This is a genomic window from Marinobacter sp. CP1 (assembly GCF_001266795.1).
Classification (GTDB): domain Bacteria; phylum Pseudomonadota; class Gammaproteobacteria; order Pseudomonadales; family Oleiphilaceae; genus Marinobacter; species Marinobacter flavimaris.
On record NZ_CP011929.1, the window covers coordinates 1,490,267 to 1,512,729 of the forward strand.

Below are 22,463 nucleotides of genomic sequence, written 5' to 3' on the forward strand. Positions count from 1 at the left end.
AATCAGGTTAGGCTGTCGAGCAGACGGGGTTTTTCGACCACGAAGCCCTGAGCGTAGTCCACACCCAGCTGTCGGAGCATGTCCAGAACGTCCCGGGATTCAACCTGGGAGGCAATCACTTCCCGGTTCATGTAGTGGGCCATATCCACCATTGAGCGCACCATTGCCCGGTCAGTCTCGCTGGTCGACAGCTGGCCGGTAAAGGCGCTGTCGATCTTGATCAGGTCTACCGGTAACGAACGCATGAACTCGAACGAACTGGGGCCACTGCCAAAGTTGCCGAGACAGAACCGGCAGCCAAGCTCTTTCATCTCAATGATGAAGTCTGCCACTGACTGGACGTCGTTGATCGCCGAGGCCTCGGTAATCTCGAACCACAGCCGCTCGATAGGCGCGTCTTTCTCACTCAGCTTTTCGTAGATGAACTCCAGCAGCGACTGGTCATTCATGGAATAGCCGGACAGGTTGATGCAGACGCCGCCGAAATGCCTCGGGTCCGGCGCCTGCTCCCTGAGCCAGTCCAGCATGTGGCCAACAACCCAGCGATCCACGGCCTGCATTCGGTCATAACGCTCGGCCATGCGCACGAAGTCCCGACCGGTAATGAGGTTGCCTTCGTCATCGTACATGCTGATCAGCACCTCATACTGCGCAGCCATGGAGGACTTGGCATGCAGAGGGATAATCTTCTGGCAGCGCAGCAGCATGCGCTCCTCGTTCAGGTCGCTGAGGCTGGCAACCTTGGCGGCAATCTGCTCCTGACGGGCCTGATCATCGGCGTCCAGGGCATACTCCGAAACCTTCCCGTGGCCCTGCTGGCGAGACGCGGCAAGCGCCTGCTCCGACGCCCGTAACCAGCGTTCAGCACTGACCAGGGCCGGCAACGTGGGGACCACACCGGCGCTGGCAGAGAGCTGGTAGTCGCGACCACCAAAACTGAACTCGGCGGCCTCCACTGCCCGGATGAGATCTCTTGCCGCGTCGCTGGCACTCTCGGACGGCACCAGCATGGCAAACTCATTGCCTGCAAGTCTGGCCACGGGCATACCGTCACCGACGTGGCTGCGCAGGATATCGGCAACCCGTTTCAGGGTCTCATCACCGGCCTGGTAGCCGGCGGTGTCGTTCAGCAGGCGGAACCTGCGGAGATCCAGGCGCACGAGGGAGCGCTCATCCTCCCGACGGGCCAACTGCTGATCGAGCATGCGCTCGAATTCGCGACGCCCGAGAAGGCCGGTCAATTCATCATGGGTGGAGGCCCAGGACAACTGGTCATAGACCTTGCGGACCATGCGATCGATACTCTCGTCCACCAGCGGGCGTTCATACTGGCTATCAGGCACGATGATGCCTTTTCGCATCTGCCGGGCCAGGGACTCCAGCTCCAATTCCACCACTCGCATGCCCTGGTGATTCACAAAGACAAAGCGGCTGAAACCGCGGGCCACCCAGACCAGACGAATGTACTGGGGTTCGTCCGGTTTTTCCTGGTCGCGAAGCCAGTCGCCGGTTCGCAATTTCTGCGCCCGGTTGATCCAGCGCTGAAGACTTCGTTGCTCCCGGTCGGACAGTTTTCTGGCATCCGGTTGCTCCGGTTTTGCCACTGGCACTTCAACCAGTTCGGGGCTTTTTTGCGGACTGCGAACCAGGAACTGCTTGAGCTCGTCCCGGATTTGCGAAGAAGGCATGTGGTTGCTGGAAATAGACGCCAGGCCATCCTGGATTACCCGCAGCAGCTCGGGCAGATTAATGGAGCTGTTCGGATCATCAGCGAAGGATAGGAGCGAATCGATAACTGCCAGGTAATCATGCCACAGCTGGCTGTCAGGCCCCTGCCGGATCCAGGTCAGCGAAAGCAGATCCCGCCAGCCACCATCCAACAGGCTGATTACCGCCTTTGGCACCTTGCGCCCACCCAGTTTGTTGTCCAGCACATCGGCCACAGCCTTTTTTGACTCGGCTACCTTCTGGGCCCCCTCTGCGGCCGCTGTCACTCGCTCGACATTCCGGCGATAGACAAGATTCTGGCGATCAATCAGGGTGTCCAGTTCCTGGACCGTTTGCTCGAATACCCCGGTGTCCTGCTCGAAGTCCGTTGTAATGCGCTCTACCAGCTCATCCACGCGACGCTGAACCACCGGATTGATGCGCCCGCCCTTTACCCCTAGCTGGGCCAGACGGTTCATCACCCCGCGTACCGGGCTATCCTGATCGTCAAAGAACGCAGGGTCCCTCATGACAACTTTGAGAACGGGCACTTCCAGCTGCCGCATGCGCTGCTGGGCATACTCGCTGAGCTTCGGGCTTTCCACCACCGATTTGAAAAACCGGTCGACCACATCGACCGTTTCCTGCTGTTCTTCATCCAGCCGGTTATCACCGCTTGCCTTTACTTTCTCTACCACCCGCTCCTTCAGGGGAGCCAGCTCCTCGCCAGTATCCACGGGCTGAGATTGCAGCTGCTGGAGTTCTCGCTGAAATTCTCCGGACGACAGAGGCCTGGCATTGGGCTGGAACGGCAAAGGCTCCGGATCGCCCCGGGCCACACGGCTCGCGCTCAGGGTATTCAGCAGGTTACGCACCGTAGCGAACGCAGTCTGGGCCGCCTGGGCATAACCCCGAAACTCGCCCCCCAGCATGCCGGCTCTGCGACGAGACTGGGACTGTCCGGCGTCTTCGGCACCCGCCTTCGGCTTTGACTCTGCAGCAGCACTCTCCGCGGCAACCGGCTCGGGCTCCGCGGGCTCTTGTTGTGCCTCCGGCTTTGCCCCGGCCTGCTCGCTCAGATACTTGCTGAGATCCAGGTCCGGCAGAACACCGTGACGAATCAGAATATCGTTGAGTTCTTTGTACAGAGGTCCCAGCTGCTGCAACACGGTCTGTTCAAAGACCCGCAGACAGACTTTCTCCACCCCCCGGGTCGCCTTGAGCTGGCTGAGGCCATTATGGAAGGCTTCGCAGACCAGGGAGGGCCCGAGGGGATTGTGGTGTCCCGTGGCGTTCGCGATGCCAAGTTTGTCCAGGCGAAGCTTGAGCTGCAGCAGATCGCCCCGATACTGGGTATCCGCCTTGGTCACCATCACCCGGATCGTCAACCAGTCCTCGAATTCGCCCTTGTCGACCACGGACAGCTCGGACCCCGGAAACCCCTTGGGGGCGGGCTTCAGTGGTGATTCCAGGCTGCGAGCCATCTGATGCCAGATGACCCGTTGCCGGGCCTGAATCTGGCCCGAGGCATCCATGTATTCATTGGCCTGCTGATCATTTACCGCTCTCTGGGCCGCCAGTTTGAGACCCTCCACCATTTGCACGAAACAGGCGTCCATCAACGGCTCGATAAACTGGGTCACCGCCTTGGCGGACTGATGCAGCACAAACTGTACGCGGTCACTGGGCGCGCGGAGCGAAGAGCGATCCTGACTTCGGGAGCCCCCGCATTGCTGCAGCATGGCATCAACCGCTTCCGGGTTCGGGCGGCTGAAATTGACCCCCATGGCACCATCAATGCGCCTGACAATACTGACATGAAGCTCGTGGCGACGGGCGCCATCCAGGCCACGAAAACGTACCACCAGTTCCGGCGGTGTGCCGGAAGCAAAAGCCCGGTCCAGCTTCTTCGAGGTTTCACTCGAATAGCGGACGAAAAGGCCCTCCGCACAAAAATCGGCGATCTGGCACGGCCAGGCCTCACCGGTTCCCAGATCAATCTGGGCGGCAAGCTTGATAGGTTGGCGGGGGCTGCTACGACGTTCTCTCGGATCCATGAACTACCTGATATCTCGCAAAGCCGGACCAGTCACCGGACACAATGCCCGGTACCGGCTCACGTCCCTGAAACGATGGCGGATGCCACCGGCTGCTACTATAGAGACCATGATTGTACTATAGCGGCCTGGCCCCCACAGGCAAACCAATCCACTATAACATCCTGACCCATGAAACAGCTTAGTCAGATCTATCTACTTTTGCTACTGGTAACAATGCTTAACGGCTGTTCGACCATTGGCTACTATTCGCAGGCTGTCAGTGGCCATCTCTCCCTGATGATGTCGGCGGAACCGGTCGACGACATTCTCTCCGACACCTCAACGCCGATGGACCTTCGGGGAAAACTCACGGTAGCGCAACAGGCCCGGGAATTCGCCGGTCAACGACTGGCCCTGCCGGTGGGAGAAGCCTTCAGCGACTACGTGGATCTCGACAGACCCTGGGTAGTGGTGAACCTGGTGGCTGTGCCGGAGTTCTCCCTGGAACCGCACCGCTGGTGCTATCCGGTGCTCGGCTGTCAGGCCTACCGGGGATACTACAGCCTGGCGGATGCGCGTGCCGAGGAGTCGCAGTTTCGCAACAAGGGCTTCGACACGTTTATCGGCGGCGTGACGGCCTATTCCACCCTCGGCTGGTTCGATGATCCCCTGCACACCGGCTTTACCCAACTGACGGAGGATCGCATGGTCGCCCTGATGTTCCATGAGCTGGCACACCAGGTGGTCTACATCGCCGATGACACGGCATTTAACGAAAGCTTTGCCACCGCGGTGGAGCTGGAAGGGCTCAGGCTCTGGCTATCGGACCAGGGCAAACCCGGCCAGTTCGGGGAGGCACTGGACCGCCTGGCTCGCCGAAACCAGACGCTCTCCCTGGTCGAAGACTTCAGTGCCCGGCTGGACGTTCTTTATGCTCAGCAGGACGTCTTGCCAGACCAGCAACTGCGGAATCGCAAGGCGGCAATTTACCAAGAGCTGGCTCTTGCCTATCAGGAACTTTCCGCAGAGTGGTCCGAACCGGGCCCGTTCGGACCGGTACCAGTCAGCCTGAACAATGCCAACCTGGCGCTGTTTCGTCAGTACAACCAGCACGTACCGGCGTTCCGTCAGATGCTTCGGAATGCAGGCTACGACTTTGCGGACTTTTACAAGGCCGTCGAGACGCTGTCAGAGCAACCGGAACCCCAGAGGTCTGAACATCTGGCCGCCCTGTCAGAGCGGTTTGAAGAACACCTTTGAGTTCCGCTGGGTGTTATAGGCAGCCAGCTTCGGCCCGGGCAGGGCCTGCACTGTCGAAGGCTGGAAGCCCCGCTCCCGGAACCAGTGCTCCGTCTGGGTGGTGAGCACGAACAGCTTCTGGATACCCTGCCCCCTGGCCAGCTTCTCCACCATTGCCAGAATCTCATCACCCCGTCCGGCCCGGCGATAGGTCGGGTCTACCGCGAAGCAGGACAACTCGCCGGCGCCTTCTTCAGGGTAGCTGTACAGAGCGGCACAGCCCACGATAGTGCCGTCGCGCTCCGCCACAACAAAGCGGTCAATCTCGGTTTCCAGCATCTCCCGGGAGCGGCGAACCAGAATGCCCTGCTCTTCCAGCGGCTGGATCAGCTCCAGAATCCCGCCGATGTCCTCGACCCGGGCCTGGCGAAATTGCTCGTAGTGATCGCCACTGACCAACGTGCCGGCGCCATCCCGCGTGAAGAGCTCCTTCAGCAGGGCGCCGTCATCCACATAGCTGATGATGTGGGCGCGACGCACACCCTTCACACAGGCATCACAGGCAGCTCGCAGCAAGTCGGCATCGTGACCGGTCACCGCACCGGCCGCCAGACGCTCGGACGCCTGGCGCGCCGACAGCTCCCGGATCAAAGTACCGTCCTCTTCCTGTAACCCGGGATCATCAATAAACACCATCAGCTTCTCGGCCTGCAGTGCCGCTGCCACCTGGCTGCCAACATCCTCGTAGGAGAGGTTGAAGGCATCCCCGGTGGGCGAATAGCCCATGGGCGGCAACAGGACAATGTGACCAAGCTCCAGCAGTTTCTCGATCCCGGCCACATCCACCCGGCGCACCTTGCCGGTATGGCCAAAATCAATACCGTCGAGCACACCCACGGGCTTGGCAGCCACATAGTTGCCGCCACTCACCCGGATACGGGCATTATGCATCGGCGAATTCACCAAACCCATGGAAAGGTGGCTCTCCAGGTAGGCACGCAGGCCACCGACGGCCTCCATCACCATGCTGAGGTGCTCTTGCGGCGTAATCCGCAAACCTTTTGAAAACGACGATTCGATTCCTGCAGCATCCAGCCGCGTCTGGATTTGCGGGCGGGCACCAAAGGCAACGACCAGCCGCACACCAAGGCTGCTCAGCAGCGCGATGTCATGGATGATGTTGATGAAATTCCCGTGTTCAATCGCATCCCCCGGAATGGTCAATACTACCGTCCGCCCGCGATGGGCGTTGATGTAAGGGGATGAATGGCGGAATCCATGCAGCCAGTCGTTTGATTTCAAACCTTTCTCCTGGTTTCTCGTTATCTTCTAAAGGCAGGTACTTTATCTTGAGGAGTTTGCCGAGTCCTGTCGAGGAGGGTGAGCCAAAACACGCCCGTAAATACGTCCCTGTAGGGCTCGGTCGCGTCATCCCTGGCGCTCCACGGTTTTGGCTCACCCTCCCCGCCAGGACTCTCTGCAGACGTCGGAAGTGCCTGCATGCCACTCAGAGACAGAACTGTCGAATCAGCCCTCGCAGTATTTTAACGGTTGGATCAAGCTGGGACAGCTCGATAAATTCATCGGGCTGGTGCGCCTGATCGATAGACCCAGGGCCCATAACCAGGGTTTCCAAGCCGAGTTTCTGCAACCAGGGTGCTTCCGTGGCGAAAGCAACGGCGTGAGCGGTATGGCCAGTAAGCTTTTCACAGGCTTTGACCAGAGCGGCATCGGCCGGAGTTTCGAACGGTGGCACGCCATCAAAGAGCGGCTCGAATTCCAGGGACAGTTCCCGGCGGTCCGCGATCGGCTGAACCTTGCTCAGGATGGCCTGGCGCAGGGTTTCCATGTTCATGCCCGGCAACGGGCGCAGATCAAAGTGCAGCTCGCACTGGGCACAGATACGGTTTGGATTGTCACCACCGTGGATGCAGCCAAGGTTCAGGGTTGGAAACTGTACCTCGAAGTTCGGGTTCCGGTACTTTTCCTGCCAGCCTGACCGGAGTGCCAGCAACTCGGTGAGCGCTTCGTGCATTCCTTCCATGGCGTTGCGGCCCAAGGCCGGATTGGAGGAATGACCGGACTGGCCCTCGAATTTCAGGCGCTCCATCATGATGCCCTTGTGCATGCGCACCGGTTTCAGGCTGGTTGGCTCGCCGATGACCGCGTAGCGGGCCTTGGGCTTGCCAGCTTCTGCCAGGGCCCGGGCGCCATCCATGGAGCTCTCTTCGTCGGCGGTGGCCAGTATGATCAGGGGCTGCTTGAGATCCTCGTCCACAAAGGCCCTGGCTGCTTCAATGGCCAACGGGAAAAAGCCTTTCATGTCGCAGGTACCCAGCCCGTACCAGCGATTGTCCCGCTCGGTCAGGGTAAAGGGGTCGCTCTGCCAGCGTTTGTCATCAAAGGGCACTGTATCGGTATGGCCGGACAACACAAGACCGCCCGGGCCGCTGCCAAGGGTTCCGATCAGGTTGAATTTTCCGGGCATGCCCGGCACTTCCAGGATTTCCACGGAAAACCCGAGGGCTTCGAGCCATTCTGCCAGGGTTCGCACCACAGGCTCGTTACTATGATCCCATTTTGCCGACGCGCTGCTGATTGAGGGCAGAGATATCAGACGGGCAAGCATGTCACGAATGCCCGGCACCACTGCGGATTTGCTATCGGACTGCGACATAGTTTCCTCTCAGATTCCCATTGGAATCATTGTGCACGGCCACGCCGCCAGACTTCAAAGTTGGTAATCGCCCGGATCAACATCGGGTAGGCAACTTCACCGCCAGCGATAACCCGGGCCACTTCCAGCTCGCGTTCGCTGACGCTCACCAGACGCCCTTCCACCACGTTCTCGTTGGAAAGCGTTACCCGGACCTGCCGGTCAACCCATTGTTCGGCGGTTTCAAGACTCGCCGGATACCAGGTTTCGGTCTCAGGATCCTCCCGTGGCACCACCGGCTCGACGGCCACCTCTGGTGTTTCCTGAACAACCGGCTCGGCCTCGGCCAGATAGACGTCCGGCACGCCTGCACCGTTGTAACGAACTGGCCAGCTCATGCCCGCACCCTCGTTTTCAGCCGTTCTTACAGGCACTCCGAGCAGAGGCTGGGCCGGCTGCACATCTACCGTGAGCTCACCGCCCTCCAGCAGCCACTGCCGGTACAACGCTTTCAGCTGGTCACTGGCGGCCAGGCCCCGGGCCTCAAGCCCGGCAGACAGCGCCTGCACTGCGCGCCCGGCCCATTCTCCGGTTTCGATACCGGCTTCGCGGGCGCAATAGGCGGCGATGCGACGCATCAGGCCACCATCACGCAAGGTCAGCGTCATCGGCTCGGCGCCACCGGAAACGGTCAGCTCGGCATCCTGGATCCGGATTCGGGCATCACGCCAGTCCAGCTCCAGACTGCCGGTGCTGACGGTATTCAACTCAGCATGGAGATTGCCCGGAGTCTGTCGCACAAAGCCATCCCCGGCGAGTGCTGTGATGCCCATGCGGATCAGGTCACCACTACCCAGCTGTTGGCGCGGATCTGGCGCGCAGGAAAGCGCAAACAAGGCCGGATCGCCCTCGCTGTTGGCGCCTTCTGCAGTAACCCAGTTACGAAGCATTGTCGGGTCGAGGGTCAGGCCAAGGCCGTCGAGTCGCAAGGTCCATTGTTCCGGCATGCCAGCCGGGTCGAACAGGACAGAGAGCAAGCTGACAGGTGAGCCGGTATCAAGCTCCACCCTCGCCATGTCCAGAGGCTGGGTGAGCTCGAAATCCTGCCAGCTGGCGTCGTTGAGAACCAACCGGCCCTCGACGCCGGAACTGATGCTGCCCCTGTGCAGAACACCGTGGGGCTCCAGCGCCTGTCTCGCCTCGGCCATGCGCTGATCCGCCAGCCACCAGACCCCCGCCTTGAATGCGGCAAAGCCGACCAGAACCAGTATTACCAGCGTCGCAAGCAGGCGCTTCATCCGGAGACTCCTTGTCGGGTGCCGTCAGTTACGGGAAATCAGGGTGCCGACACCCTCATCAGTGAAGATCTCCAACAGACACGCATGAGCGACCCTGCCGTCGATAATATGGGACGTGCGCACGCCATTTTCGACGGCACTCAGTGCACAACGGATCTTGGGGAGCATGCCACCATGAATGGTGCCGTCCTCGATGAGATCATTGACCTGCTTGGCCGTGAGCCCGGTAAGCACCTTGTCTTCCTTGCTCTTGAGACCGGAGACGTTGGTCAGCAGCATCAGCTTCTCGGCCTTCATGGCCTCGGCCACCTTACCCGCCACCAGATCCGCATTGATGTTGTAGGAGGCGCCATCCGGTCCCACGCCAATCGGTGCAATCACGGGAATCAGGTTGCTGCGGGTAAGCATCTCAATCACATCCACGTTGACACTGGCGACCTCGCCCACATGGCCGATGTCGATAATCTCCGGGCGTTCCAGTTCGGGAGAGCGGTCGACCACCTCCAGCTTGCGGGCTCGTATCAGATTGGCGTCTTTCCCCGTGAGCCCAACGGCCATGCCACCGTGAGAATTAATCAGGGACACGATTTCCTTGTTCACCTGACCACCAAGCACCATCTCCACCACATCCATGGTTTCGGAATCGGTTACCCGCATGCCGTTGACGAATCGGGACTGGATGTTCAAACGCTCCAGCAGCTCGCCGATCTGCGGGCCACCGCCATGGACAACGATCGGGTTGATGCCTACAAGTTTCATCAGCACCACATCGCGGGCAAAACTGCTCTTCAGGTCTTCGTTTTCCATGGCGTTACCGCCGTACTTGATGACCACGGTCTTGCCGGTAAATCTCTGAATATAAGGCAGGCCCCGGCTAAGTACCGAAGCTACCTGCATTGCTGTTTCACGATCCAGCGCCATGTTTTTGCCTTGTTGATCCTGTATTGAAACTTGCCTGTGAAACTCGGTGACTGCGAATCAGAAATCCGCCACCAGATCCGGCGCTGCCTTCTGCAGCTGGTCACGGAACACAGACTTGATACGCTCCAGCGCCTCGTCGGTCTCCGCTTCAAAGCGTAAGACCAGCACCGGCGTGGTGTTTGATGCCCGGCACAGCCCCCAGCCGTCGGCGTAGTCCACCCGGATGCCGTCGATGGTGCTGATATTGCCGTCACCGAAATCCCCGGACTCGCCGAGGCGTTTGATAATGTCGAACTTGGAACTTTCCGTCACTTCGACATTCAGCTCTGGCGTACTGATGTCATCCGGGAAATCCTCGAAAACTTCATCGCTGTGACGATCCTCAATGCCCAGAATTTCCAGCAGGCGGGCCGCAGAATACAGACCGTCATCAAACCCGTACCAGCGCTCGCCAAAGAAAATATGACCACTCATTTCCCCGGCCAGCAAAGCGCCAGTCTCTTTCATTTTTGCCTTCATCAGGGAATGACCGGTTTTCCACATGATCGGTCGGCCCCCGGCTTCTGAAATCACCCCGGCCAGCCTGCGGCTGCACTTCACATCGTAAAGGACATCAGCCCCCGGATTACGTGAAACCACATCCCGGGCGAACAGCATCATCAGCCGGTCCGGCCAGATAATCTTGCCGGAATTGGTTACTACACCGAGACGGTCACCATCGCCGTCGAAGGCCAAACCGATATCGGCCCCTTCCGATTCAACCCGGGCAATCAGATCCGCCAGATTCGCTGGCTTACCTGGGTCGGGATGGTGATTCGGGAAGTCACCGTCCACCTCGCAGTAGAGCGGAATCACTTCGCAGCCCAGCTCCTCGATCAGCATGGGTGCCAGCTCCCCGGCAATGCCATTGCCGGCATCGACGACCACCTTGAGCGGTGCCGCTACCGCAATATCGCCAACAATCCTGTCCAGGTAAGCACGGCGCACATCCTCGGTGCTCTGGCTGCCCCGACCGCTGGCAAAATCTCCGGTCTGGATGCGCTGATACAGTTTCTGGATGGCCTCACCTGAAAGGGTTTCGCCACCCAACATGATTTTCAGGCCGTTATAGTTGGCCGGGTTGTGACTGCCGGTCACCATAACGCCAGAGCCAGTCTGGAGTTCGTGGGTGGCAAAATAGAGGACCGGTGTGGGCACGGCACCCACGTGAATAACGTTGCACCCGGCTGCCATGACACCGCGTGCCAGGGCATCGGCCAAATCCGGGCTGGAATGGCGGCCGTCATAACCAATGCAAAGGCTGTCGACACCGCGCTCCCGGGCCTCCGAACCGATGGCCCGACCGATGACTTCAACGCCCTCGGCGGTCAGGGTTTCGCCGACAATACCCCGAATGTCATAGGCCCGGAAAATATCCTGGGAAAGCTCCACTTGAGGCAGGGCCACCTCTTCCACGTCCGGAGTGTCGCCGGAACCAAAGACGGTATCATCGCCGCTGCCGAAGCCCAGAACGTCCTCATCGCCATCAAGCATGTCGATATCGGGCATGTCCTTGTCCTGGAACAAAGGCTCATCGCCGCCCTTGGCGGCACCACCGCCAGACTTTCCGGAACCGGCCGGCCTGGGTTTGGCGGTTTCTACAGCCTTGGCGACCCGTTTATCAACCACCTGTGACAAACGGTAGAGCACCTCACCGGTTGAGGCGACCATATCCCAACGGAAGGTCGGCAGCTTTACCCGCTCTCCGCCGAACACCTTGTGCGCCCACTGGATCAGGGCCGTCACATCCTGACGCAAGCCCTTCTGGGCCCCGCCCAGCAGTACCCAGACGATGATGGCAGCGATCAACGCGGGCACGCCGACCAGAAGCGCGATCATTACCGTATCAACCGGCGCTGCGGACGATTTTGCAGGGGTGTAGGCTACGGTCCAGTCCGGATTGGAAAGCCGGCGGGATTCCGCGTTTCCGGAGCCGCTGCCGTTACTGACCACGGTGCGGGATGAACCGGACACGGTCTGCACCAGCGCGAGCTGACCACCGAGGCTGGAGTTGACCACTTGCAGCAACGGCTGGATCTGGCCGGAGTCGAAGATAATCAGCAGGCTGCCGATGACCGCATTGCTGGTCGGATTGCGAACCGGGGCTGCCATCTGGACAAACCACCGGTTATCCCGTGGAAACGCGTCGGGAAACAGTCGCTGGCCGGTTTCAGCGCGCCGGGCCAGCTCAAGCCCGGAGAAGCCCAGCAGGCCCTCACTGCTGGAGGTGCGTGGAATGTCACGGTAGGGAAACAGATGCACCGCCTCGATGCCGGGCAGTGAATCCGCCAGCTGCACCTCGGTCGCCGGAATCTCGTTCCGGCTGCTCAGGGCCTGAACGACATGGGGCTGCGTCGCCAGACCATTGACGCTTTTCTGGACCTGGTCAAAATACTGGTTCAGTCGAAGGGCGGCGGCATCCGCTTCCAGAACTTTCAATGACTCGAAGCGTTCCTTTGCAGACGGCTGAACCACCAGAAAATGAAGCAAGGCAACGGCAATCACCCCCGCAAGGACCACGACCAGCGACTGGCTCACCGCCACGGAATTGAGTCTCTTCAGTTTGGGTCCCGAAGAACTGGTTTTTTCCTTCTTCACCGCCTTCTTCGCCGGCTTTTCATCAACGGACGCGTCGGCATCTTTCTTTTTACCCAGCTTCATAGTCCATCCTGCAGTTGTAATTTTATCGTCCTGGACAAGCAGTTATCCGCAAAGTATAGACGCCGGCACAATGTTCTGCGTGGCCGGCTTCCCGGTCACCTTGTGCCGGTGGAGCCAAAGCCGCCTTCACCGCGGGCGCTGGCGTCGAATTCCGAAACCACCTCAAAATCAGCCTGCACAACGGGTACCAGCACCAACTGTGCCAGACGCTCCCCCACATCCACGGTAAAGCTGGTGCGCCCCCGGTTCCAGCAGGACACCATTAACTCGCCCTGGTAATCCGAATCAATCAAGCCCACCAGGTTGCCAAGCACTATACCGTGCTTGTGGCCGAGCCCGCTTCGGGGCAGGATCATGGCCGCCAGCGATGGATCGGCAATGTGGATCGACAACCCTGTCCTGATCAGTTGGGTATCGCCCGGCTCGAGGGTCAGCGGCTCGTCCAGACAGGCCCGAAGATCAAGGCCTGCGGAGCCTTCGGTGGCATACTCGGGAAAGGGAATCTGGCTGCCAATGCGATCATCCAGAATACGTACCTGAAGATTTTTCCTGCTCATGAGGGGTCCTGTCGATTGTAGTGCAGGTGCGCTTCGCTGAGTCAGCGGGCGGCCTGACCAAGATGTTCACCTATCATCGCCACAAGCTGTCGGGCAATGTTCGTTTTGCTGTCGGGACCGATCGACGTCTGGCCACCCGGCCAGAATACGCTCACCGCATTGTTGTCGCTGTTAAAGCCCAGCCCGGGCGTAGACACATCGTTGGCCACGATCATGTTCAGTTTCTTGCGTTGCATTTTGTCGGTGGCGTAGCTCGCCACATCGGTGGTTTCGGCCGCGAAACCTACGCTAAAAGGCGCATCGTCGCGGCCGGCTATGGTAGCCAGGGTGTCGGGATTGCGCACCAGCGAGAGCGCCATGGCGTCACTGGACTTCTTGATCTTGTCTCCGGCACAGGTTTCCGGACGGTAATCGGCGACCGCAGCTGTCGCAATAAACAGGTCACAGCCCTCATCCACGGCGTTTGAGGCTTCCTGCAACATGTCCTCGGCCGTTAACACCGGACGAACCTCGACACCGTTAGGCGCGGAAAGCGCTACCGGACCACTGACCAGAATCACCCGGGCACCTGCCTTCTGCGCCTCGCTGGCCAGGGCATAACCCATTTTCCCGGAGCTGTGATTGCTTATATAGCGCACCGGGTCGATAGGCTCTCGGGTCGGGCCTGCAGTAATCACGACCGTCTTGCCAGCGAGCACGCCTGTGCGACCGTGATCGACAAGCGCAACAATGTCCTCCGGCTCCAACATTCTCCCTGGCCCGGTATCACCACAGGCCTGCGCTCCCTGAGCCGGCCCCCATAATTCGATCTGGGGATCCTCTTCAAGCAGCCGGATATTTCTCTGGGTACGGCCATTGCTCCACATTGCCTGATTCATCGCAGGCACCACGGCAATGGGCGCCTCGGTTGCACAACAAACGGTGGTTAACAGATCGTCGGCCATCCCCTGGGCAAGGCGGGCGATAAAATCGGCCGACGCCGGCGCAACGACCAACTGATCAGCCCACTTGGCCAGTTCAATATGCCCCATACCAGCTTCCGCCTCAGGGTCCAGCAAGGACGTCCTCACGGGCTCGCCACTGAGGGCCTGAAAGGTCAGTGGTGCCACGAACGCTTCCGCCCCGCGGGTCATAACAACCCTCACCTCATGGCCCGCTTTCTTTAACTGGCGAACCAGCTCGGCACTTTTATAGGCAGCGATACCACCGGTTACTCCCAGGAGGATTCGTCTGGCGGCCATAGGGGCTCCGTTTCCGCATAAAATGAAAGGCTTATAAGATAGCATGCTCAGGCCGCAGCGACAGCCTGCCAGACCCGGCATACGTTTACCGATTGTTAGTTTTTAAAGTAACCTTTGTAACCCTGAGATGCCCGTCGCGGTGCAGGAAGCACCAGGGCAGGAGACAACCAATGCAAGGAAGCCACGATGTCAGACCCCGCCTGGCCCACGGACGAACGTCCACGGGAACGCCTGCTCGCCCACGGACCGCAAACCCTCTCCGACGCCGAACTGCTCGCCCTGTTTTTACGCACCGGCACCACCGGCATGCCGGTCATGGCATTGGCTCGCCACCTGATTGAGGAGTTTTCCGGGCTTCGGGGGTTGCTGACGGCTTCCCGTCGCCAGTTCTGCGATGTCAAAGGTCTGGGAACCGCCAAATACGCCCAGGTTCAGGCGGCCATGGAAATGGCGCGCCGGGTCATGGATGAACCATTGCGCCAGGGTGATCCCCTGCGCTCTCCCGAAGATACCCGCCGCTTTCTTACCAGTCGGCTCGGCACCTACCCGCACGAGGTTTTCGCAGGCCTGTTTCTGGACAATCGCCATCGCGTTATTCAATACCGTGAGTTGTTCCGGGGCACCATCGATGGCGCGGCCGTCTATCCGCGGGAAGTGGTGCGACAGGCTCTGGAGGACAATGCAGCAGCGGTGATTTTCGCTCACAACCACCCGTCGGGCGTCGCCGAACCGAGCCAGGCCGACATTTCCCTCACCCGCCGCTTGAAAGAGGCCCTCGGACTGGTGGATATCAGGGTTCTTGACCATATGGTTGTTGGCCATGGTGAGGTAGTATCTCTCGCTGAACGGGGTCTGCTGTAAAGCCCGATGGTTAACCGTGCACGTCAATGCCGGAAAACTGGCCAAATTCCCAACAATTTTTTGCGTTGGGGGGTGAGTTCTGGTATAAAAGCGTCCCTTTCTGGCGGCGTCTGGCGAGCAGCGTTCAGTTTAGAGGCGCGAATGGGGGCGTAATAGCTCCTTAGCAACCAGAGACGCATTAAAAACGAATTCGTATTATTGAGACCATTGCTCAGGTCGGAGGCAAGTATGTCCAGAGTTTGTCAGGTTACCGGTAAGCGTCCGGTATCCGGTAACAACGTTTCCCACGCGATGAACCACACTCGTCGTCGTTTTCTGCCGAATCTGCAGAACCATCGTTTCTGGGTTGAGTCCGAGAAGCGTTTCGTGAAGCTGCGCGTATCCACCAAGGGCATGCGCATCATCGACAAAAAAGGCATTGACGCTGTGCTGGCCGATCTTCGTGCCCGCGGCGAGAAATTTTAAGGAGCCGCATCATGCGCGAGAAAATCAAGCTGGTTTCATCAGCAGGTACTGGTCACTTCTACACGACCAAGAAGAACAAGCGTAACACTCCGGAAAAAATCGAGATCAAAAAGTACGATCCGGTTGTCCGCAAGCACGTTGCGTACAAGGAAGCCAAGATCAAGTAATTCCTGATCCGGCATCCAAAAAAGCCCGGCCAATGCGCCGGGCTTTTTTTTGACTTGATGCTATTCAGAACTTCTCCAGGTAGCCCTCCGGCAACGCCACATCCATGGCGATGGGCAGGTGATCCGACATCGGATAACTCACCACCTCGGACCGGCGGATCTCGAGTGAAGGACTTACCAGGATATGATCCAAAGCTTTCTCCGGCCGCCAGCTGGGGAAGCTATGGGCGGTATCCGGTAGCGGCACCAGATCGGTTTCCCTGAGGGGCGTCTGAGTCAGTAGCTGTTCGGCATGGGCGTTCATATCTCCCATCAGAACCACATGCCGGTAGTCGGCAATCAGCTCCCGGATGTAACCCAGCTGGCGTTGCTGAGCCGTCTTGCTAAGGGAAAGGTGCATCAGCACCAGCACCAGTGGATCATGCTCGGTTCCGTATCGGGCGATGATGGCGCCCCGGCCCGGAATCAGGCCCGGCAACTTGTGTTCGGTAACGTCAAGGGGCCGATACCGGCTCAGCAGGCCATTGCTGTGCTGGGCGATCTGACCGAGATTCCGGTTCAATTGCTGGTACCAGTAGGGAATGCCGGCCGCTTCGGCCAGATATTGCACCTGGTTGATATAGCCGCTGCGCAGACTGCCCCCATCGCACTCCTGCAAAGCCACCACGTCGTACCCGCGCAGCAGGGAGGCAATCCGATCCAGATTTTCGATACGGTTACGGTGAGGCAGTATGTGCTGCCAGCTTCGTGTGAGGTAATGACGGTAGGACGAGGTGTTGATTCCCACCTGAATATTGAAGGTGAGCAGGCGGATGTGCCGTTTCGGTTCGAACTCCGGCACATGCTCGGTCCCGGAACAGGCACCCCTGGGCCCGCCGGCCGGCCTCAGGATGCCATTCAACTGCTTTCGGATATGCTTGTACATAGTGGCGGCCTCAACCGGCCGGCTGGTCTTTGCAATGGGGCCGGAATCCGTAACGGGGGTTATTCCACCTCGCCACGCTCTTTGGCGACAAGGTAGTCCACCACGTCGAGAACGGCCTCATGGCTGCCGGCCATGGATGCACTGACAGTGTACTTGCCATTAACCAGCATAGTCGGCGTTCCGGTAATCCGCGCGCCACGGATTTTCGATTGAGCTTTCTGCATACGGGCATTCACGCCAAAGCTTTTGTAAGTGCTGACAAACTCATCCGGATCTACACCGTAATCCGCAACAAAGTCGGCCAGGGCTTCAGGGGTATTCAGCGGTCGACGCTCACCGGCAAGCGCCTCGAACAGGGCATCGTGCACCTTGTCCAGCTCCCCCATGGCCTCAAGCGCATAAAAAGCGTAGGCGTGGGGTTCCCAGTTTCTGCCCAGTGCCGCAGGGATCTTCACGTAATTGACGTAATCAGGAGCACTGGCCGCCCACTCCTCAATCAGAGGTTTGAAGTTGTAACAATGGGGGCAGCCATACCAGAAGACTTCCGCTACCTCGACACCGGAATCGCTTTCGGTTCTTACCGGGTTATCCAACCGGTTGTAATGGGTCCCTTCTTTCCACTCTGCAGCACTGGCCAGGCCAGAAACAGACAGCGCCAACAGGAGCAGGAAAGCCGTTCTGAAGGATCGAAACATGAAAAATCTCCGGTTATCTGAATATCGTTTTGGGAGGATTATGACCCAGCGTACCTGAAAAGTTCCACAGGTCGGCAGTTACAGAAAAGAAAGGCAGCAAAAAACCCCGCACCAGGCGGGGTTTCTAGCTGCAGACGGGCGGCTTAGTTCAGGCCGGAAATGTAGCTGGAGACCGCTTCGATCTCGGCATCGGTCAGCTTAGAGGCCACGTCCATCATGATCGATGCGTTCACGCCGCTGTCCCGCTCACCATCGCGATAGGCTTGCAACTGCTTGACCAGGTACTCTGCGTTCTGGCCACCGAGCGCCGGGTAGCCGGCCGGCTCGTTGCCAACACCTTGAGGGCTATGGCAGCCGGCGCAAGCTGGGACACCCGTTGCCATGTTGCCGCCACGGTACAGGGCAGCACCCTGATCAACCAGATCCGGATCGGCCTGGCCAACAACCATGTCTTTGGAGTTGAAATAAGCCGCCAGATCCTGCAAATCCTGATCGTCCATGTTATCCAGAATACCGGTCATTTCCGCGATATTCCGCTCTTTATCCTTGATCAACACCAACTGGCGATACAGGTACTTCTCACCAAGGCCAGACAACTTCGGGTATACGCCCATCACCGGCTTGGCACCGCCTTGACCGTGACAACCAGCACATACCGCTGCGTTCTGTTCGCCTGCTTGAGGATCTCCCGCCCCGTGCGCCATCGCTGTGAGGCCAACACCGAGAACTACTCCTGCGATCAGTTTTTTCATGCTCGCTCCGCTTCTCTCATCTTTTAAGGGTATTCTTCGCTACGCAGCCGGCAGGCACTGACCAGTCAGGCTCAAAACCGGGGCTGACAGCGGTCGCGCACAGCGCGCCGCCCGGAATTGGTGTAGCATTATACATTAATCCCTGATAACTGAAATCCAAAGGAAAGCCAACCGCTGTGGACCCTGATCTGACTCAAAAAAGCCTCTCATTTAACAGCGCCCGATTCCTCATCAGCGCCTCCCGTCTGGACGAGTGTCCGCCCGATTTCGGAGCGGAAGTTGCCTTCGCCGGCCGATCCAATGCCGGAAAGTCCAGCGCACTGAACGCGATCACCGCCAACGGCAAGCTGGCGCGAACCAGTAAAACTCCGGGGCGCACCCGACTGATCAACTTCTTCTCTCTGAACCGCGAGAACTGCCGAATGGTCGACCTGCCCGGATACGGCTATGCCAAAGTATCCCGGGACATGAAAGACGATTGGCAAAAGCACCTGGGCCACTATCTGAATGACCGGCGCTGTTTACGCGGCCTGGTTCTGGTGATGGACATTCGCCACCCACTGACCGATTTCGACCAAATGATGGTGGAATGGTGCGAACATAACAACCTGCCGCTGATGATTCTGGCCACCAAAGCCGACAAATTGAAATACGGCCAGGCCAAGACCGCCATGCTGGGCATTGCCAAGAACCTGAAATCGTATTCCTGCGTCGAACATCTGATCATGTTCTCTGCAACGTCAAAACGGGGCGTGGACGAATGCCGGGAGGCCTTGATCGAGTGGCTGGAAGCGGAGTAACAAGGAATTAAAGGGTGCCACCGCATTCTATCCGGTAACCGAGGTCAATCACCTGTTCGCCCATGTCCGCGCCGGACAGGCGAGCGATCAGGGCCTCAGCCGCCCTTTGGCCCACCTGCTCACGTGGCGTAATGACACTGGCCAGCGTCGGCACCATGACCTGGCCAACATTGTGGCCGTGAAAGCCTGCTATCGCCATCTGACCCGGCACTTCGATACCCTGCCGCTGGCACTCGAAAAAAGCGCCTATAGCCACGTCGTCGTTGGTGCAGAAGATCGCGTCAGTGTCCGGCGCTTCGATGAGTATGCGTTGCAGCAATGTGGCGCCGACACTGAATGATGAGCGCTGTTCACTGCGCAGGGTAACGGGAATCAGCCCCTGCTCCTCCATGGCGCGGGTGTAACCCTCCTGTCGTTGCAACGTGCGAGCATCCAGCCGAACCGCTAGGTACACAACATGGCGGCGACCACGGCGAATCATCTCCCGCACCATGTCATAGGCCGCACGCACATTGTCAAAACCCACCGCCTGCTCGAAGGGCGTCGTGTGGGTGTCCATGATTTCCACCGTGGGCACGCCCGCAGTCCCCAGCATTCGCAAGGTGCGGTCGGTGTGCTGGCTTTCCGACAGGATCACGCCATCGACGTTGTAGGACAGTAGCGAGGCCAGACTGCGCTCTTCCACCTCGCGGCTGTAACCGTAGTGGGCCAGCATCAGATGATAGCCCGCAGGTTCGGTGACTGATTCGACCCCCTTGATGACATCGGCGAAGACCTGGTTGGTCAGCGATGGCAGTAGCACGCCGATTGCGTGGCTAGTGGATTTGGACAGGAGATCCGGCGCTCTGTTCGGAATGTAACCCAGCGCCTCGGCCTCGGCGAAAATCCGCTCACGCATGTGTTCAGACACATTATTGCCGCCCCGCAGGCAACGGCTCACGGTCATTTTCGTAGCACCGACCCTATCGGCAATATCCTGCAGTGTTGGGCGCTTCTTTTTAACCATTCAGTTTTTCCGCCTCCGGTCGGGTGTACTCAGCACTGCCAGGCAGCGCTCAACAATGCGGTCGGGCGGCTCGCAGACGTCGACGACAATGGCCCCTTCCCCTGGTTCCGGCTCCTCCAGCGTACGAAACTGACTTTCGAGCATGGAACGACCATTGAAGTAGTGATCTTCCCGACTGGAATGCCGGGACCAGATGGTTTCCATGTCGCCCTTGAGATAGACAAACTGCAGTGACGGATTACCCGCCCTCAGCCGGTCACGGTAAGCCCGCTTGAGGGCAGAACATGCCAGCACCAGACCGCCTTGCTCACCCTTGACCAGCCCTGCCAGATCATCCAGCCAACCGCTGCGATCGGCATCGGTCAGCGGCACACCGCTGGCCATTTTGGCCACGTTGGCCGGGCTGTGAAAGTCGTCGGCGTCGAAAAACGGCACCTGAAGACGTTCCGCCAGCCGGGTACCAATCAGGCTTTTGCCACACCCGGACACACCCATGACGATGATTTTCGAAACGCTCATATCACTGCCACCACAAAGCCAGTTGCGGGAATGCGATCAACAGGGCCAGCGCAACAATCTGCAAGGCAATAAACGGCAGTAGCGACCGGAAAATCTCGCCGAGGGTGATGTCCTTGGGGGTTACCGTTTTCAGATAGAACGCGGCCGGGCCAAAGGGCGGTGACAGGAAGGATACCTGCATATTCATGCAGAACACCACACCGAACCAGATCGGGCTGTAGCCCAGCTCCGTGACAATGGGCACGAAAATCGGCATGGTCAAAAGAGCCACCCCGACCCAGTCCAGGAACATGCCCAGAATCAGCAGAATAAACATCATGAACAGGATGGTGGTCAGCCCATCGCCGCCACTGACCGCAAACACCATCTCGCGGACAAACTCGATACCGCCCATCAGGTTATAGACGCCCACAAGAGCGGTGGCGCCGATGCCAATCCAGATGATCATGCCACACACCCGCAGGGTACTGATGGTGGCTTTGCGCACCATGGCCAGAGACAGTTCGCCCCGGATCCAGGTACTGATGGCAATGCCCAGCACACCCAGGGCCGATGCCTCGGTAACCGACGCCACGCCGCCATAGATGCTGCCCAACACGACCACCACCGACAGAATCGGGAACAGCAGGGCCTTGAAGAAGTTCGGCGCCGGGGTATCCGGCTGGTCCTGGTCGGAGGGGATGGGGGCCATCTCCGGCTTCAGCCAGACCCTGACCAGCACGTAGCCCATGTAGAGCAGCGCCAGGATCAGCGCGGGCAGGAACGCGCCCTTGAAAAGGTCACCAATGGAGACGTTTGCGGTCAGGCCATAAATGATCAGGACAATGCTCGGCGGCAACATGGTGCCCAGCGCACCACCGGCACAGGTGGTGCCAATCGCCAGCTTGCGATCGTAACCCAGACGCAACATCTGCGGCAGTGCCAGGATGCCGAGCAACACGGTTTCGCCACCGATCACCCCCGACATGGAAGCAAGGATCACCGCCACCACCAGGGTCTGGAGGGCGACACCACCGCGCAGCTTGCGGCCAAAACGGGCCATGGCATCGAACAGGTCCCGGGCAATGCCGGAATGATCCAGTAGCGACGCCATCAACACGAACATCGGCACCGCCAGGAAAACGTAGTTACCGATAAAGCTGTAAAGACGACTGCTGACAATCGGCAGCGCGTCAGGGCCAAACCAGCCCAGGGCAAAGACCAGGGCCACCAGGCCGGTGGCAAAGGCCAGCTGCATGCCGGTCAGCAACAGTACGATCAGCATCACCAGCATCAGCAGGCTGCCGTAGCCAATTCCGAGGGAAGCCAGCTCAAACATTGTCTTTCTCCCCGGTCGATGCCGGACCACGCAGATCACGAATCAGGTGCAGGACAAACTGGAGGGTCATAACAGCAATCGCCACCAGAATGATCACCTTCAGAAGGGCAGGAAACGGTGGATTCCAGGCCGACCCGGAGGTCTCCAGCCGCCAGCCGCCCCAGGGCGCCCAGACAGCCCCCTTGGCCATGAACCAGCTGGCATAGAGCAGCATCGAACAGAACGCCAGCCCGAACAGATGGTGAACCACCCGCAGCCAACGCTGGACGGCCGGGGACACTGCGTCGTAGATCAGCACAATACGCACGTGGCGATCGGTGGCCAGGGCATAGAGCCCACCCAGCACGAACAGGGTGGCACCGGCGAAGGTCACCGTTTCATGCACCCAGAGCGTCGGCGAACCGAACACATATCGGCGGACAATCTCGTAGAAAGACACCAGGACGATCAACGCGAATACCAGGCTCAGCTTTTTCCCCAGCCAGACAATGGCGCGGTCAAGGCGGGTAAAGCCGATATCCTCGTCGGATTCGGGCAGCAGATCACCCTGGCCCGGAGTGCGCTCCGGGCCGGAGGAAAGGTTTGCAGCAGACATAA

General features: G+C 59.2%; 20 protein-coding genes. 5 read left to right on the plus strand and 15 right to left on the minus strand.

The window, feature by feature from the left end; all coding sequences use genetic code 11:
* Window positions 1-2: 2 nt before the first annotated feature.
* A complete protein-coding gene (locus ACP86_RS07085; RefSeq protein WP_053113166.1) occupies window positions 3-3,764 on the minus strand; it encodes a DUF1631 family protein in 3,762 nt (1,253 codons plus the stop codon).
* 171 nt (window positions 3,765-3,935) lie between these two features.
* Here ACP86_RS07085 and ACP86_RS07090 point away from each other — a divergent pair, with 171 nt between their 5' ends.
* The gene (locus tag ACP86_RS07090) at window positions 3,936-5,006 is read left to right on the plus strand and encodes an aminopeptidase (RefSeq protein ID WP_053113167.1); all 1,071 of its coding nucleotides are present in this window, start codon (window positions 3,936-3,938) and stop codon (window positions 5,004-5,006) included.
* On the opposite strand, the gene argA is transcribed toward ACP86_RS07090, so the two are convergent.
* The 7 genes from argA to coaBC form a co-directional block, all read right to left on the minus strand.
* Entirely contained in the window at window positions 4,980-6,287 is a 1,308-nt protein-coding gene (gene argA / locus ACP86_RS07095; RefSeq protein WP_014578504.1) for an amino-acid N-acetyltransferase, read from the minus strand. The two genes, ACP86_RS07090 and argA, sit on opposite strands and share 27 nt — an antisense overlap.
* 205 nt (window positions 6,288-6,492) lie before the next feature.
* Window positions 6,493-7,662 (minus strand): acetylornithine deacetylase, encoded by a 1,170-nt coding sequence (gene argE / locus ACP86_RS07100; protein ID WP_053113168.1) that lies wholly within the window; start codon window positions 7,660-7,662, stop codon window positions 6,493-6,495.
* A 26-nt stretch (window positions 7,663-7,688) separates the two neighbouring features.
* Complete coding sequence (locus ACP86_RS07105) at window positions 7,689-8,939, minus strand: hypothetical protein (RefSeq protein ID WP_053113169.1); 1,251 nt, start codon at window positions 8,937-8,939, stop codon at window positions 7,689-7,691.
* A gap of 24 nt (window positions 8,940-8,963) precedes the next feature.
* Complete coding sequence (gene argB, locus ACP86_RS07110; protein WP_008173452.1) at window positions 8,964-9,860, minus strand: acetylglutamate kinase; 897 nt, start codon at window positions 9,858-9,860, stop codon at window positions 8,964-8,966.
* A 57-nt stretch (window positions 9,861-9,917) separates the two neighbouring features.
* Window positions 9,918-12,560 (minus strand): phosphomannomutase/phosphoglucomutase, encoded by a 2,643-nt coding sequence (locus tag ACP86_RS23595; protein WP_053113170.1) that lies wholly within the window; start codon window positions 12,558-12,560, stop codon window positions 9,918-9,920.
* Window positions 12,561-12,655: 95 nt separating this feature from the next.
* A complete protein-coding gene (gene dut, locus ACP86_RS07120; protein ID WP_008173456.1) occupies window positions 12,656-13,117 on the minus strand; it encodes a dUTP diphosphatase in 462 nt (153 codons plus the stop codon).
* A gap of 41 nt (window positions 13,118-13,158) precedes the next feature.
* A complete protein-coding gene (gene coaBC / locus ACP86_RS07125) occupies window positions 13,159-14,358 on the minus strand; it encodes a bifunctional phosphopantothenoylcysteine decarboxylase/phosphopantothenate--cysteine ligase CoaBC (protein WP_053113171.1) in 1,200 nt (399 codons plus the stop codon).
* A gap of 186 nt (window positions 14,359-14,544) precedes the next feature.
* Here coaBC and radC point away from each other — a divergent pair, with 186 nt between their 5' ends.
* The 3 genes from radC (at window position 14,545) to rpmG (ending at window position 15,851) form a co-directional block, all read left to right on the plus strand.
* On the plus strand, window positions 14,545-15,219 hold the full coding sequence (radC, locus tag ACP86_RS07130) for a RadC family protein (RefSeq protein ID WP_008173460.1): 675 nt from the start codon (window positions 14,545-14,547) through the stop codon (window positions 15,217-15,219).
* 228 nt (window positions 15,220-15,447) lie between these two features.
* On the plus strand, window positions 15,448-15,684 hold the full coding sequence (gene rpmB, locus ACP86_RS07135) for a 50S ribosomal protein L28 (RefSeq protein ID WP_008173462.1): 237 nt from the start codon (window positions 15,448-15,450) through the stop codon (window positions 15,682-15,684).
* Window positions 15,685-15,695: 11 nt separating this feature from the next.
* On the plus strand, window positions 15,696-15,851 hold the full coding sequence (gene rpmG / locus ACP86_RS07140) for a 50S ribosomal protein L33 (RefSeq protein WP_008173465.1): 156 nt from the start codon (window positions 15,696-15,698) through the stop codon (window positions 15,849-15,851).
* 64 nt (window positions 15,852-15,915) lie between these two features.
* Here the strand turns inward: rpmG and ACP86_RS07145 are convergent, their stop codons facing one another.
* The 3 genes from ACP86_RS07145 to ACP86_RS07155 form a co-directional block, all read right to left on the minus strand.
* Window positions 15,916-16,776: an endonuclease/exonuclease/phosphatase family protein gene (locus tag ACP86_RS07145; protein ID WP_053113172.1), complete on the minus strand. Its 861-nt coding sequence runs from the start codon at window positions 16,774-16,776 to the stop codon at window positions 15,916-15,918.
* Window positions 16,777-16,835: 59 nt separating this feature from the next.
* Window positions 16,836-17,471 carry a thiol:disulfide interchange protein DsbA/DsbL gene (locus ACP86_RS07150; RefSeq protein WP_008173469.1) on the minus strand — a complete coding sequence of 212 codons (636 nt, stop codon included), beginning with the start codon at window positions 17,469-17,471 and terminating at the stop codon, window positions 16,836-16,838.
* A 143-nt stretch (window positions 17,472-17,614) separates the two neighbouring features.
* On the minus strand, window positions 17,615-18,223 hold the full coding sequence (locus tag ACP86_RS07155; RefSeq protein ID WP_053113173.1) for a c-type cytochrome: 609 nt from the start codon (window positions 18,221-18,223) through the stop codon (window positions 17,615-17,617).
* A 176-nt stretch (window positions 18,224-18,399) separates the two neighbouring features.
* Between ACP86_RS07155 and yihA the strand changes: the two genes are divergently transcribed.
* Complete coding sequence (gene yihA, locus ACP86_RS07160) at window positions 18,400-19,023, plus strand: ribosome biogenesis GTP-binding protein YihA/YsxC (RefSeq protein WP_053113174.1); 624 nt, start codon at window positions 18,400-18,402, stop codon at window positions 19,021-19,023.
* A gap of 7 nt (window positions 19,024-19,030) precedes the next feature.
* Here the strand turns inward: yihA and gntR are convergent, their stop codons facing one another.
* From gntR to ACP86_RS07180, 4 genes are read right to left on the minus strand one after another with little or no spacing between them, the layout of a single operon-like run.
* Window positions 19,031-20,029, minus strand: a complete 999-nt coding sequence (gntR, locus tag ACP86_RS07165) for a gluconate operon transcriptional repressor GntR (protein WP_053113175.1) — start codon at window positions 20,027-20,029, stop codon at window positions 19,031-19,033.
* Window positions 20,030-20,548, minus strand: coding sequence for a gluconokinase (locus ACP86_RS07170; RefSeq protein ID WP_053113176.1), 519 nt, complete (start codon window positions 20,546-20,548; stop codon window positions 20,030-20,032).
* A 1-nt stretch (window position 20,549) separates the two neighbouring features.
* On the minus strand, window positions 20,550-21,866 hold the full coding sequence (locus tag ACP86_RS07175) for a TRAP transporter large permease (RefSeq protein ID WP_053113177.1): 1,317 nt from the start codon (window positions 21,864-21,866) through the stop codon (window positions 20,550-20,552).
* Complete coding sequence (locus ACP86_RS07180; protein WP_199185505.1) at window positions 21,859-22,461, minus strand: TRAP transporter small permease subunit; 603 nt, start codon at window positions 22,459-22,461, stop codon at window positions 21,859-21,861. The genes ACP86_RS07175 and ACP86_RS07180 overlap by 8 nt, the downstream gene beginning before the upstream one ends.
* Window positions 22,462-22,463: the final 2 nt, after the last annotated feature.